14 protein-coding genes are annotated in these 14,276 nt (G+C 48.8%); all 14 read right to left on the bottom strand.

The window, feature by feature from the left end; genetic code table 11:
* Positions 1-83: 83 nt before the first annotated feature.
* The 14 genes from lpxB to rpsB all read right to left on the bottom strand — a co-directional run bounded on the left by lpxB (position 84) and on the right by rpsB (position 14,008).
* Complete coding sequence (lpxB, locus tag CWI69_RS02640) at positions 84-1,259, bottom strand: lipid-A-disaccharide synthase (RefSeq protein ID WP_126761628.1); 1,176 nt, start codon at positions 1,257-1,259, stop codon at positions 84-86.
* Positions 1,260-1,262: 3 nt separating this feature from the next.
* The gene (gene lpxA / locus CWI69_RS02635) at positions 1,263-2,027 is read right to left on the bottom strand and encodes an acyl-ACP--UDP-N-acetylglucosamine O-acyltransferase (RefSeq protein ID WP_126761626.1); all 765 of its coding nucleotides are present in this window, start codon (positions 2,025-2,027) and stop codon (positions 1,263-1,265) included.
* A complete protein-coding gene (gene fabZ / locus CWI69_RS02630; protein ID WP_126761624.1) occupies positions 2,028-2,483 on the bottom strand; it encodes a 3-hydroxyacyl-ACP dehydratase FabZ in 456 nt (151 codons plus the stop codon).
* 23 nt (positions 2,484-2,506) lie between these two features.
* Positions 2,507-3,526, bottom strand: coding sequence for a UDP-3-O-(3-hydroxymyristoyl)glucosamine N-acyltransferase (gene lpxD, locus CWI69_RS02625; RefSeq protein ID WP_126761622.1), 1,020 nt, complete (start codon positions 3,524-3,526; stop codon positions 2,507-2,509).
* 5 nt (positions 3,527-3,531) lie between these two features.
* Positions 3,532-4,047 (bottom strand): OmpH/Skp family outer membrane protein, encoded by a 516-nt coding sequence (locus CWI69_RS02620; protein ID WP_126761620.1) that lies wholly within the window; start codon positions 4,045-4,047, stop codon positions 3,532-3,534.
* Between the two features lie 53 nt (positions 4,048-4,100).
* Positions 4,101-6,587, bottom strand: a complete 2,487-nt coding sequence (gene bamA / locus CWI69_RS02615; protein ID WP_126761618.1) for an outer membrane protein assembly factor BamA — start codon at positions 6,585-6,587, stop codon at positions 4,101-4,103.
* Positions 6,588-6,622: 35 nt separating this feature from the next.
* Positions 6,623-7,978, bottom strand: a complete 1,356-nt coding sequence (gene rseP / locus CWI69_RS02610) for a sigma E protease regulator RseP (RefSeq protein ID WP_126761616.1) — start codon at positions 7,976-7,978, stop codon at positions 6,623-6,625.
* Positions 7,972-9,177: a 1-deoxy-D-xylulose-5-phosphate reductoisomerase gene (gene ispC / locus CWI69_RS02605; RefSeq protein WP_126762804.1), complete on the bottom strand. Its 1,206-nt coding sequence runs from the start codon at positions 9,175-9,177 to the stop codon at positions 7,972-7,974. The genes rseP and ispC overlap by 7 nt, the downstream gene beginning before the upstream one ends.
* Positions 9,177-10,040 (bottom strand): phosphatidate cytidylyltransferase, encoded by an 864-nt coding sequence (locus tag CWI69_RS02600; protein ID WP_126761614.1) that lies wholly within the window; start codon positions 10,038-10,040, stop codon positions 9,177-9,179. Before CWI69_RS02600 ends, ispC begins: the two co-directional genes overlap by 1 nt.
* Before the next feature lie 2 nt (positions 10,041-10,042).
* On the bottom strand, positions 10,043-10,816 hold the full coding sequence (gene uppS, locus CWI69_RS02595; RefSeq protein WP_126761613.1) for a polyprenyl diphosphate synthase: 774 nt from the start codon (positions 10,814-10,816) through the stop codon (positions 10,043-10,045).
* 81 nt (positions 10,817-10,897) lie between these two features.
* Complete coding sequence (gene frr / locus CWI69_RS02590) at positions 10,898-11,455, bottom strand: ribosome recycling factor (protein ID WP_126761611.1); 558 nt, start codon at positions 11,453-11,455, stop codon at positions 10,898-10,900.
* 13 nt (positions 11,456-11,468) lie between these two features.
* The gene (gene pyrH, locus CWI69_RS02585) at positions 11,469-12,227 is read right to left on the bottom strand and encodes a UMP kinase (RefSeq protein ID WP_126761609.1); all 759 of its coding nucleotides are present in this window, start codon (positions 12,225-12,227) and stop codon (positions 11,469-11,471) included.
* A 144-nt stretch (positions 12,228-12,371) separates the two neighbouring features.
* Positions 12,372-13,250: a translation elongation factor Ts gene (gene tsf, locus CWI69_RS02580; RefSeq protein WP_126761607.1), complete on the bottom strand. Its 879-nt coding sequence runs from the start codon at positions 13,248-13,250 to the stop codon at positions 12,372-12,374.
* A gap of 26 nt (positions 13,251-13,276) precedes the next feature.
* The gene (rpsB, locus tag CWI69_RS02575) at positions 13,277-14,008 is read right to left on the bottom strand and encodes a 30S ribosomal protein S2 (RefSeq protein ID WP_126761605.1); all 732 of its coding nucleotides are present in this window, start codon (positions 14,006-14,008) and stop codon (positions 13,277-13,279) included.
* Positions 14,009-14,276 lie beyond the last annotated feature (268 nt).

Here is a 14,276-nt window from a genome sequence, read left to right as displayed (position 1 = left end):
TTCACCTCATTTAACCTGTGAACTCATAGTATAGCTGGAATTAAATTGAATAATTAGTGCGAAAATAAGCGCTTTTCGTTCGATTAAAGCGAACTATTTCCCTCTGTTACTAAGCTCAGCGCAACCTCTGCACTCACCTTGTCGGCATCGCGCCGTAACTGTTGGTGTAATTCTGTGAAAGTGGTAATAAGGCCGCCATGATCAGCTGCGGCCAGCTGCCGTTCCAGCGCTTTTACGATAGTTTCAGGGTTCACTTCACTTTGCAGCAGTTCCGGCACCAGCTCGCGGCCGGCAAGCAGGTTAGGCAAACTAAAGAAAGGAGCCTTAAACATGTGCCGCATAATTTGATAGGTCAGCCAGTTAAAACGATAGGCGACCACCATTGGCCGTTTTATCAGCATGGCCTCCAGGGTTACTGTACCTGACGTCAGCACCAGCGCATCGGCGGCGGCCATCGCTGTGCGCGACTGACCATCAATAAGTTTTAACGGTAACTCCGGGGCAAGTTGCTGCTGCAGTGTTCGAAACTGTTCTGCCCGCGCGGCTGAAATCATCGGACTAATAAATAATGTCTGTGGATGACGTTGCAGATACTGCTGCGCTGCCTGCAAAAACACGGGCCCTAAACGCGCAATTTCACCAGCCCTGCTACCAGGTAATAACGCCACTACCTGGCGTTGTTCGACGTCGCTTGCGGTCAGATTAATGTCCTGCCGCGCTTGCTTCTGATCCCATTCCAGCGGAATAGAATCTGCCAGAGGATGCCCGACAAACGTTGCGGGCAACTGATGCTTGTCGTAAAACTCTTTTTCAAATGGCAATAAACACAGCACATGGTCAACGCTTTGTTTAATACCTTTGATCCGTCCCTGACGCCACGCCCAAACGCTTGGACTTACATAATGCATAGTTGGAATACCCGCAGCCTTAAGACGTTTCGCTACCGGCAGGTTAAAGTCAGGCGCATCGACACCAATAAACAAGTCAGGTTGACGCTCAAGGAAGGTCGTAATGAGAAATTTGCGGTGCGCTAACAATGTCCGCAGACGGCCCAGAACTTCGGCCAGGCCCATCACCGCCAGGTCATCCATCGGCACTAAGCTGGTCAAACCTTCGGCTTCCATTAAGGGCCCACCGACCCCAATAAACTCGATGTTTGGCTGCCGTTGCCGTAATTCCCTTAGCAAACCAGCGCCAAGCAAATCGCCGGAATGTTCACCGGCGATCACAGCAATCAAAAGCGGTTTATCTGTACGCATTGGTTAACGAATAATGCCGCGGGAGCTATGCTGGACAAAACGAATCAATTCATTGAGTTCTTCGGCTTGCCAGGTTTTCATTTCGTGGACTGCTTCATCAACAGTAAGGCCTTTCCGATACAGCGTCTTAAAGGCGCGTTTTATCGTCATGACCTGCTCTTTGCTAAAGCCGCGGCGTTTTAAGCCTTCGCTGTTAATGGTACGGGGTACTGCGTTATGCCCCTGCGCCATGACATAAGGGGGAACATCCTGCACCACCACAGAGTTCACTGCGGTAAATGCATGCTCACCAATATGGCAGAACTGGTGGACGCCGGTAAAGCCGCCCAAAATTGCCCAGTCGCCAACATGCACGTGACCAGCAAGAGTTGTATTGTTGGCAAGAATCACGTTATCACCGACGATGCAATCATGAGCCACATGCACATAAGCCATGAGTAAGTTATTGCTGCCAATTCTGGTAAGGCTTTGATCCTGAACCGTGCCGCGATGAATAGTGACACATTCGCGAATGACATTGTTATCGCCAATTTCAAGCCGGGTGGGTTCGCCATTATACTTTTTGTCCTGGCAATCTTCGCCAACTGAAGCGAACTGAAAGATGCGGTTACCTTTGCCCAGGACCGTCGGGCCTTTAAGTACCACATGCGGACCTATCCAGCAATCATCACCAATCACGACATCGGCCCCGACAATGCTGTAAGGGCCGATCTCGACGTTCTTTCCAATTACGGCTTTACTATCAATAATCGCTGTTGAATGAATCACTTAAGTTTCTCTTCTCGCGCAAATGATATCGGCACTGCAGGCCAGTTGACCGTCGACTTCAGCTCTTCCCTTGAACACCCATATACCGCGACGTTCCTTTTCAAAAGTCACATGCAAATGCAGCGCGTCACCGGGAATGACCTGACGCTTAAAACGCGCGTTATCGACGCCTGCGAATAAGTATAGGTCATTGGCTCCGGGCTTGCTTTCGGTGATTTTAAAACCTAACAGACCGGCAGCCTGGGCTAACGCCTCCAGAATCAGTACGCCCGGAAAAATCGGGTTACCAGGGAAGTGACCATTAAATAAGTCTTCATTTACGGTGATATTTTTCACCGCATGAATTTGCGTTTGTGCATCACAACTGATGACTTTGTCGACCAGTAAAAAAGGATAACGATGCGGTAACAACCGCATAATTTCTTGAATATTAAAAGCTGAGTCAGAGGCAGACAAAATTGGATCTCCAATTATTGAATTTAATCGGCGAGTTTTTTCTCGATTGTTTTGACGCGTTGGAACAAATCATCAAGCTGACGATAACGCGCACCATTACGGCGCCATTCGCGATGCGGTGCCGCCGGAATTCCTGACGCGTACACACCGGGTTCAGTGATGCCTTTGATAACCATCGAAAAACCGCTGATTTGGACATCGTCACAAATCTCAATGTGGCCGTTAATCGCCGTTGCGCCACCGATTAGGCAGCGTTTGCCAATTCGGCAACTACCCGCAAGCACGGTGCAACCGGCTATCGCTGTGTCTTCATCAATAAACACATTATGAGCGATCTGGCACTGATTATCGATTATACAGCCACTGCTGATAATGGTGTCATCTAGTGCGCCACGATCAATAGTGGTATTGGCACCAATATCGACGCGATCATGAATAATCACCCGGCCAAGCTGCGGGATCTTAACCCACTTGCCGGCTTCGTTCGCCCAACCAAAACCATCTGCACCTATAACGACACCACTATGGATCAAACAGTCCGCACCAATTTCACAGTTATGGTAAATCACTACCTGCTGCCAAATCTTAGTGTTTGCCTGAATCTTAACCCCGGGACCGATATAACTGCCGGCGCCAATTTGCACATTGTCGCCAATTACCACGTTGTCCGCGATAATGGTTAATGGGCCAATAGCAACACCAGCACCGAGTTCAGCACTGCTGGCGATCTGAGCCGAAGGATCAATGCCCTGCGCTGCCTTGGGTGTGGTATCCAGCTGTTGCGCGATTTTGGCAAACCCAGCATAGGGGTTTTTCGTCACTAACGCGGATAACCCTTTCGGCAATTCAACGTTCGGCGCAACAATAACCGCGCTGGCCTTGGTTGCTTCAAGCTGAGAACGATATTTTTCGTTGGCTAAAAATGCAATTTGCCCCGGCTTGGCCGAGGCAAGAGTTGCAACGCCGGTGATAAACTGCTGCTCATCACCGACAATCTCAGCATCAATCACCGATGCTAATTGTTGCAAAGTTTGTTGCTGCATCTGACTTAGTTTCCGCCAGTCATTTTCGCAATAACTTCATCGGTAAGGTCAAGCTCTTCACCAGCGTAAAGGACTGAACCATCGTTCAATACCATGTCGTAACCTTCCGCTTGTGCAACGGTCTGTGCTTCACGGACGATGTCACGCATAAGCTTGTTACGCTCTTCCTGCTGACGGCGTTCACTGTCTTCACGAAGTGCTTTGTACTTAAGTTGACGACGTGTTTCCAGCATTTCGATTTCACGGCTAATTTCGAGACGCTCAGTCGGAGACATGATTTGCGCATCACGCTCGGCTTTTTCCTGCAGGCCTTGTAGCTCGGTTGTCATTTTCTCCAATGCAGCAAAATCATCAGCGAACTCTTGTTGCAAACGCTCAGAAATTTGCTGTGCTTGTGGCAGCTGTTGGAACACATTCTGCATGCTGACAAAGCCGATTTTTTGCTGTGCTTCAGCAGCGTTGGCAAAAAATGCTGTAGATAAAAGTGCTGCTGCAACTGTGGTTTTCATTAATACTTTCACGTGAATACTCCTGTTCTTCAAAATGTAATAGCCCGACGTATTATTCTTACTTATTAGAACGTCGTGCCAAAGTTGAAACTAAATGATTGCGTACGATCGCCCTCGTAGGTCTTGATTGGACGACCTAAAGCAAAGGTCAATGGGCCCATAGGTGATATCCATTGTACGGCTATACCTGCAGACGCCCGATATAAACTCGGTGAACTAAAGTCATACAAACGGAAATCCGGGTTCCCGGTTTGTTCTAACTGACTGAACTCTTCGTATTGGAATTCTGTATCCCAAACGCTACCTACGTCAACATAGATACTGGTACGAACTGAGTTCTTGGTCTCTTCGTTAACAAAAGGTGTCGGTACAATTAATTCGATACCGCCGGTGTACATAGCGTTACCGCCTACTGAGTACTGACTCACTGCTAACGTATCAGCACCAGGACCAACTGGCAAATCACTTGGAATACCGTAATAGTTCGGCGGTCCTGAGATCGAGTCCGGATAACGGTAGACAGCACGTGGCCCTACAGTATTGGCTTCAAAACCACGTAAATCGTCTTTACCGCCAATACGGAAATTCTCGTAGAACGGGAATATATAATCGTTGCCATTGTCATCGGAACCGTAACCGTTACCGTAGCCCACATTAAAACGTGTCAGTAATACAAAGCTATGGTCGTTGGTAATCGGCAAATAATGCTTAAAGTCGTAGCTCACCCGGAAATAGCGAATGTCACTTCCTGGCACCGTAACTTCCGCATTAATACGGTTTGACGTTCCCGCTGTTGGATAAGTTCCACGATTAAGTGTGACCCGTTGCCAACCAGCTTCCAGTGACAGCATATCGAACGCTACACCAGAGTTTGGATTTTGCTCATCCAGGTACGGCTGGTAGAAACGTTTAACCTGTTCATAGCCTTCAACGTTAGTGACTTCTTCACGACGTGCCATGGCACCAATGCTTAAACTGCTCACTTCGTTAATTGGAAAGCTCAGATTACCGCCAATGCCTATCCGCTTGGTGTTATAGCGGATCAGGTTTTCCTGACGCCCGGCGTCAAATTCGCTCATAAACACCTGTCCTGACAAGTTCACGCCATCTTTGGTGAAATAGCGATCCATGTACGACAAGCTAACGGATTTATTGAAACGGTTGGTATTGATGTTAATTGCTGCACGGTTACCTGTACCCAGGAAGTTGTCCTGTGAAACACCGACACCGATCTGCAACTTGGAATAGTCACCGTAACCCAACATAAAGTTGAATGAGCCGGATGGCTGTTCCTTAACCAGATATTCGATATCGACCAGATCCTCACGACCGTTTACGCGATTGGTGCTGCTTTCTACAGTCTCAAAAAAACCCAGACGTTCAAGCCTAACTTTGCCCTGCTCGACCATATCATCGTTTAACGGTGCGCCTTCGAACTGGCGCATTTCGCGGCGCAGTACTTCGTCCTGGGTCACACTGTTACCGCGGAATTTGATGCGGTTAACGTAAACCCGTTTGCCCGGGTCAACGGAGAAGATAAGATCAACTTCGTTGGTCTCTTCATCAATTTCAGGGATTGCGCGAACTTCCGGATAGGCATAGCCGTAACGACCATAGACCTTAGCAACCAGCTCTTCCAGATAGGTAATTTGTGCAGCACTGTAACGTGTACCAGGTTCGATTTTAGTCAGTCGCTTCACGACTTCACCCTGCCCACGTAAATCACCAATCACGCTGGTTTCGCGGACATTAAAAATCTCGCCCTCATCGATATTCAGGGTGATATAAACCCCTGAACGATCAGGTGTCATACTAACTTGCACAGACTCAAGGCGGAATGTCAGATAACCACGGTCTTTATAGAACGACTCTAAGGTTTCAAGGTCACCGCTAAGCTGTTGCTTTTGATATTGACGCGCGCCGAGGAAATTCCACCACGGCAACTTATCTTTCAGTTCAAGGTTCGCGAGTAATTCATCGTCACTAAACATACTATTGCCGACGATGTTAATTTGCTGAATTTCAGCAGACTCGCCCTCATCAAAATCGATTTCAAGTCGCACGCGATTACGCGGCAACTTGATGATATTGACGTTGACCTCGGCGCTATACTTACCGATAGAGTGATAGAAGTCTTCCAGGCCAGTTTCAATGCTGGAAATCGTCGTCAGATCAAGGGGCTCACCTTCGATGATGCCCTGATCAGTCAAGCTCTGGACCAACTGTTCATCTTTAATATCACTATTACCATCAAATTCGATGGCACTAATGGTCGGACGCTCAGTCACTTCGAAAACTAAAGTGTCACCGACACGACGCACGACGATGTCGTTAAAATGCGTCGAGGAGTACAATGCGCGAATAGAGGTTTGAATGTTCTCACTATCAACACTGTCGCCAACGCGAATAGGAATGTAGGTTAAAGCAGCGCCTAAAGCGACACGCTGTAAACCGCGAACCCGAATATCTTCTACGACAAATTCGTCAGCACTGTAGGCTGGTAATGCAGCACCCGCTACAAGGGCACTTAAAAATAGCTTTTTCAACGTCATTCTGTGCTACTTATTTGTTTATTGTAAATTTATTCTCACCGAAGTAATCGCAAAACATCATTGCTGATTGCAATTGCCATCAGTGCAAAAATCAGTGCGCCACCTATACGGTAACTAATCTCCTGGACTCGTTCCGAGACCGCTTTCTTACGAACACTTTCAATCGCGAGGAACATTAAATGCCCGCCATCAAGCATCGGTAAGGGTACCAGATTAATGATACCGAGATTAACACTGATTAGCGCGAGAAACCCTAAAAAGTAAACCAATCCATAGCTCGCAGAAACACCTGCACCCTCTGCGATTGCTACCGGGCCACTTAGATTTGTGACCGATACTGTTCCGGTAATCAATTTGCCAATCATTTGCACACTGAGGACCATTAACCCCCAGGTGCGTTCAGCACCTTTCACTAGGCCATCCACTATACCGTATTGTTGTACAAATCGATACGCTTCCGGATAGGCTTCGCGACGAGGTTCCACTCCGAGAAAACCATAGTTTTCTCCTGCCACCTCTCGTTCGCCGATTTCCACCGGCACAGTCAGCTGCTGTTGTTGCCTTTCAATCGTTAGCTCAACCGATGCTCCTGGCGCCGCCATGATTGCATCTCGTATTTGAGACCAATCGCGCATGAGAGTTCCATCGAACGCGAGAATTTTATCCCCTTCCTGCAAGCCTGCCGCTGCAGCCGGTGAGTTCTCCTGTATATACGCAAGTTCAGTGAAGACTTCAGGCTGGTAGGGTTGTAAACCCAGCGCCATAAACGTTGGTATCTGTTCTTCGCTCAAGCGCCACGAGCTTATATCAAGCGTTACGGTATGTAAGCGTTGTTGTTCGTCTTCCACTGTTACCGTTGCAGTATCGTCGCCAAGGGCTGCAGCAAAAGCCAGATTCACTTGTTGCCAGTCCACGGTTTCGGTGCCATTGACGGCCACAACTTCACTCGGGGTTGGCCATTCAGCCTGCGCTGCAACTGAGTCAGGCGTGATACTTCCGAGCATAGGCTTGACCGAAGGCACGCCAATCAGAAACATGCCCCACAACACCACAATTGCCAAAATAAAGTTAGCTACAGGACCCGCTGCCACAATCGCCGCCCGCTTAGCTACAGATTTCGAATTGAAGCTTTTATCGCGATCGGCGGCTGACACATCATCGACCCGCTCGTCGAGCATGCGTACATAGCCACCAAGGGGAATACGACTCAGCTGATAAAGGGTGCCGTCCTTGCCCCGGCGTTGCCAAAACGCTTTGCCAAAGCCGACGGAGAAAGTGAGTACTTTTACCCCACACTTGCGCGCGACCCAGAAGTGACCAAATTCATGAAAGGTCACCAGCACGCCCAGCGTGACAATAAATGCCCCAAGTGACCAAATAATATCTAGCATGTCTCAACCCGTTTAATTCGTTCACGTGCATAGGCACGCGCTTGACCATCAAGAGACAAAATTGCATCGATGGAGTTCAATGCAGTCACGTTATTCGCTCGCTGTACCTGCTCGATCACCTCTGCACAGATAGTCGCAATCGAGGTGAATTTAATCTGTTCCGCCAAAAAAGCAGCAACGGCAACTTCATTCGCTGCATTGAGTGTGGTGGTCGCCCATTGCCCTTGCCAACATGCCTGCATGGCCAAATCGAGGCAAGGGTAACGCGCGCTGTCTGCGGCTGCAAAACTTAAATTGCCGATAGTTAAGAAATCCAGCGGTTTTACTCCACTCGAAATCCGTTCAGGATAACTTAAGCAGTGCGCGATAGGAGTACGCATATCCGGTTGTCCCATTTGCGCCAGAACCGAACCGTCAGCATAGCTGACCATCGAATGAATGACGCTCTGTGGGTGCAGTACCACATCAAGCTGCTCGGCGGTACAATTAAACAGCCAGCGGGCTTCAATATACTCCAACCCTTTATTCATCATGGTGGCAGAATCGACTGAAATCTTTTGCCCCATATCCCAGTTCGGATGGGCACACGCCGCGGCAGGAGTTTGTTGCGCGAGCTCCGTCAACGGCAGATCGCGAAAGGGCCCGCCGGAGCCGGTCAACAGAATTTTGTGAATCCCCGCGCCGCTGAGGTCACAATGCCCCAACTGGTCTTGTACTGCGCCGGGCAAACACTGAAAAATGGCGTTGTGCTCACTGTCTACGGGTAGGATTTGTGCTCCACTCGCCGCTGCAGCATCAATAAAGAGTTGGCCCGACATTACCAGCGCTTCTTTGTTTGCCAACAAAACCCGTTTGCCCGCGCGCACGGCAGCAAACGTAGGTACTAGCCCAGCGCCCCCGACAATTGCCGCCATAACTGTATCGCTATGGCTATCGGCAGCTATTTCAGCGACGGCTTTGGCGCCGCTCAGGACGCGCGTCGTCGAATGAGTTAAGGCTGCTGCCAGTCGCTGTGCCGCCTGTTCATCAACCATGACGGCCACTTCCGGTTGGAACTCCTGGCAAATCGCCAGCAACTGTTCGACATTGCTGTGTGCTGTTACCGCATATAACTTAAAACGCTGCGGTTGTTGCCGTAATACTGCTAAGGTGCTTGCGCCGATTGAACCGGTTGCACCAAGAAGGCAAAGCCGGTGCATCATAGCAGTAACCATAAATAAGCGAGGGTAAAGACAGGTAAGGCGGCGGTAAGGCTATCGATACGGTCCAGTAATCCACCATGACCCGGCAGCAAAGCGCCACTGTCTTTTACTCCAGCACAGCGCTTGAACATACTTTCAGTTAAATCACCAAATACTGAAACCACCACGGTTAATAATCCGGTAAAATAAAAGCCACTGTAATCCGCAGCCGGGACCTGTATCCACTGGGCGACCACCATCATCACCACGAATGCTAACGCAACACCGCCACATAGGCCTTCCATGGTTTTTCCCGGACTAACGGCTGGCATAAGTTTATTGCGGCCATAGCGCACACCGGCGAAATAAGCACCAACATCGGCCGCCCAAACCAACAGCAAAATGAACAACAGAACGAAACCACCAAATAACGGCTCCGTCGTATAATTTAGTGAACGGACGGCAAACATACCGGCCGCCGCAGGAATTAAGGTTAAATAGCCAAACACGCCTACAATCGAACGCGTTCGCGACCACAAACGCCGGCTTCCGGGGTAATTTAATACCAGCAATGTGGCGATTGCCCACCAACCGCCGCCAGCGATCAGCAGCCAGAAATAAACGGGGTGAAGCTGTTCAGCTTGCCAGATCTGTGAAAGTGGGATCCACCACTGTAATCCCGCCAGCGCCAGGCCTACCGATAAGGTATAGAGCACCCGGCTTAGGGGGCGTTTCAGACCCATGATCGGCGACCATTCCCATGCAGCGCCAATCATCACCACAGTGATGACGGCCGCAAACCACTCTAATGCGAGACCAAAAACACAGTACAACGCTAGGGGTAGAAGAATGAGAGCTGTTATCAGACGTTGTTTTAACACGCTTACTCCCCAGTAGTTACATCAGTATCGAGGATGGCTTGTTGTACCTGTGCACTGGTTAGGCCAAACCGCCGCTCACGACAACTAAAGTCGGCTATGGCACGCGCAAACGCGTGCTCGTCAAAGTCGGGCCATAACACATCGGCAAAGTAGAACTCGGCATAAGCAAGCTGCCACAATAAAAAGTTGCTTACCCGGTGCTCGCCCCCGGTCCGGATGAGTAAGTCCGGCGCCGGTTGCTCGGCTAAACAAAGCTTGTCAGCAAGCTTGTCCTCAGAAATATCTTCAACACTTAGCTTACCTGCTTGCACCGCTTCCGCCAACTGCTTTGCGGCGTGGGCAATGTCCCAACGACCACCATAGTTGGCGGCGATGTTCAAGGTTAAGGCGGTATTTGCTGCGGTCAGAGCTTCGGCTTCAGCAATGCGTTGCTGCAACTTATCGGAAAACGCTTGTTTGTCACCAATAATTCGCAACCGCACATTGTGTTTATGTAGTTTTTTTACTTCTCGCTTAAGGACAGTAAAAAATAAGTCCATCAGCACGGAAACTTCCTGTTGCGGTCGTTTCCAGTTTTCGCTGCTAAACGCGAACAGCGTCAGCGATTGAATTCCCTTTTGTCGGGCAAAGGTAACAGCCCGGCGAACTGCTTCAGCGCCGGCTTTATGCCCGAAGGTGCGATGCTTACCGCGTAACTGTGCCCATCTACCATTACCATCCATGATGATAGCGACATGTTTGGGTAGCCTGATTTGTTCGAAATCGATAGTTTCCATTCGCGCTGCCGTAAAAATAAAAACGCCGTGCGAGTGTAACCGAACACGGCGCCTGGAACCAATGAGAGATAAAGCGGTGAATTAGACTTCCATCAAGTCGCGTTCTTTATCCGCCAATAAGTCATCGATTTTTGCTACGAAAGTATCTGTCAATTTCTGGATTTCTTCGTTACCGCGATGTTCTTCATCTTCAGTAATTTCTTTTTCTTTCAGCAGTTCTTTCAGATCGCTGTTGGCATCACGACGGATGTTGCGGATCGCCACGCGACCTTGTTCAGCTTCAGCTCGAACAATTTTCACCAGATCGCGGCGACGTTCTTCCGTCAATGCAGGTAATGGAATACGAATAACAGCTCCTGCCGCAGCTGGATTCAAGCCCAGATCAGAAGTCATGATGGCTTTTTCAACAGCACCACTTGATGACTTATCAAATACCGTAAGAGCTAAAGTACGCGAATCTTCAATGGTAATATTAGCAAGCTGCTTCAGCGGTGTTTCGACACCGTAATAATTCACCGTCACACTATCAAGTATACTTGGGTGTGCACGGCCGGTGCGGACTTTTGAGATTTGTGAACGCAAGGATTCAACTGTTTTTTCCATGCGTTGTTTGGCATCTAATTTAATTTCGTTAATCACTGTACTTTCCCTTTTAAATTCTTGATGACAACCGTTCAAGCATTTCGTCGCTGGCGATTAAGGTGCCCTCTTCTGAGCCCATAATCACCGCTCGCAGTGCGCCTGGCTTATTCATATTAAATACCCGAATCGGTAATTTATGATCGCGTGCCAGGGTGAATGCAGCAAGGTCCATCACTTTCAATTGTTGTTGCAGTACATCATTATAACTGATTTGCGGATAGAGTTGTGCATTGCTGTCAGTATTTGGATCTGCTGAGTAAACGCCATCAACCTTGGTGCCTTTCAAAACCAACTCGGCTTCAATTTCGATGCCGCGCAAGCAAGCCGCCGAATCCGTTGTAAAAAACGGATTTCCGGTACCAGCACAGAAAATCACAACCCGGCCTGACTTGAGTAAACTAATCGCATCAGCCCAATTGTAACTATCGCATACGCCGTTAAGTTCAATTGCTGACATTAAGCGCGCGTTTACAAATGCCCGATGCAATGCATCGCGCATGGCTAAACCGTTCATCACGGTCGCCAGCATCCCCATATGGTCGCCGACCACCCGGTTCATACCCGCCTTCGCTAAACCTTCACCGCGGAACAGGTTACCGCCACCGATGACCAGGCCAACCTGTACACCGAGTTCTACCAGTTCTTTAATTTCATGGGCCATCCGGTCGAGTACTTTTGCATCGATACCAAAGGGTTCTTCGCCCATTAATGCTTCGCCACTTAGCTTCAGTAAAATTCGTCGGTAGGCCGGTTTTGTCATTGCGGTCATTTGGTTGCTCCCTGTGCAGCATAAACGGTGAAATTGAATTGCGTTAAGCGCATGGTCTCACTTTACGCGAAAAAAAACCGCATCCCAACTACATGGAATGCGGTTTTTAGCTTTAACTGTGCGTCGTCGATAGCGACATGGGCATTACGCCTTTTTCGCAGCAGCCATTTGAGCTTGTACTTCGGCAGCGAAATCTTCAGATTTCTTCTCAATACCTTCACCTACTTCGAAACGTACAAAAGTAAGTACATCAGCACCTTTCTGCTTGAGCAAATCGCCAACGGTGATAGAAGGATCTTTCACAAATGCCTGGCCAGTCAAACTGATTTCGCCAGTGAATTTGCGCATACGACCTTCGACCATTTTCTCAGCGATTTCTTGTGGCTTGCCACTTTGCATAGCGATGTCCAGCTGAATCTGACGCTCACGGTCAACAACTTCAGCGTCAACATTTTCCGGCTTCACAAACTGTGGAGCGCTTGCTGCAACGTGCATTGCCAGGTCTTTCGCCAGTTCCTGATCACCACCAGTAATGGCAACCAATACACCGATACGACCGCCGTGAACATAAGCTTCAACCAAATCACCACCTTCAACGGTGATAACCCGGCGAACATTCATGTTCTCACCGATTTTAGCAACCAGACGCTCACGAACTTCTTCAACGGTACCGTCGTCGATCTCGGTCGCTTTCAGCTTCTCAACATCAGTTTCTTTGTTGGCGAAGGCTGCGTCGATAACTTTCTCACCAAACGACAAGAAGTTTTCATCACGGGCAACAAAGTCAGTTTCACAGTTCAATTCAACCAAAGTACCAACGTTGCCGTCAGTCTTAGTCAAAATGACACCTTCAGCGGCTACGCGACCAGCTTTCTTAGCTGCTTTCGCCTGACCACTCTTACGCATGTTCTCGATGGCCGCTTCGATGTCACCATTGGTTTCTTCCAAAGCTTTTTTGCAATCCATCATGCCAGCGCCAGTGCGCTCGCGCAGTTCTTTTACCAGAGCTGCTGTAATAGCCATGTGTAAATTTCCTCTATTCGGATGTTTTATTCAGTTTCTTCCGCTTCAACGAAGTCGTCAGCTTTACCTTCAACAACTGCACCACGTGCGTCGTTTACAGCTGCTGCGGCAGCGTTCAAGTACAATTGAATTGCGCGGATCGCATCGTCGTTACCTGGAATAACGTAATCTACGCCATCAGGGTTTGAGTTCGTATCAACGACTGCGATAACTGGAATCCCAAGGTTATTCGCTTCTTTGATAGCGATGTGTTCGTGATCAGCATCGATAACAAACAATACGTCTGGCAGGCCAGCCATGTTCTTGATACCGCCAAGGCTCTTTTCAAGCTTTTCCATTTCGCGGGTGTTTACCAAGGCTTCTTTCTTGGTTAACTTCTCAAAAGTACCGTCCTGGCTCATGATTTCGAGTTCTTTCAGGCGCTTGATTGACTGACGAACTGTTTTCCAGTTAGTCAACATGCCGCCCAACCAACGATGGTTGACGAAGAACTGATTACAGTTAACCGCTGCTTCTTGTACAGATTCAGCTGCCGCACGCTTAGTACCGACAAACAAGATTTTACCTTTGTTTGCAGCAACGTGTTGCAATGAGTTCAACGCGTCGTTGAACATTGGCACTGTTTTTTCCAGGTTGATGATATGAATTTTGTTACGTGCGCCGAAAATAAAAGGTTTCATTTTCGGGTTCCAGAAGCGGGTTTGGTGACCGAAATGGACACCAGCTTTGAGCATATCACGCATTGATACGTTAGCCATTTTATCTTTCCTTTTTAAGGGGTTATGCCTCCATACATCCCATAGTTCGACCCGCAGCTTTCGCCTTTGAGCACCCCGATCTATGTGTCGATGTATGTGTGTGGTTTAGTTAATATCGTTTTTGCAATTGAAATTGCGGGCGCTTTATACCATGAAAAAGCCACGTGGCGCAAGCTTTATTGGCGTTCGAAGCGCTTTCCCGACCGTCTTGCAAATGCTATTATACGCGCCATTACACGAGGTTAGAGTACGACACAGTACGAGACGC

This window comes from Pseudidiomarina halophila (genome assembly GCF_003987215.1).
In the GTDB taxonomy this organism is placed as follows: Bacteria; Pseudomonadota; Gammaproteobacteria; order Enterobacterales; family Alteromonadaceae; genus Pseudidiomarina; species Pseudidiomarina halophila.
This window is presented reverse-complemented; position numbering and strand designations above follow the sequence as displayed.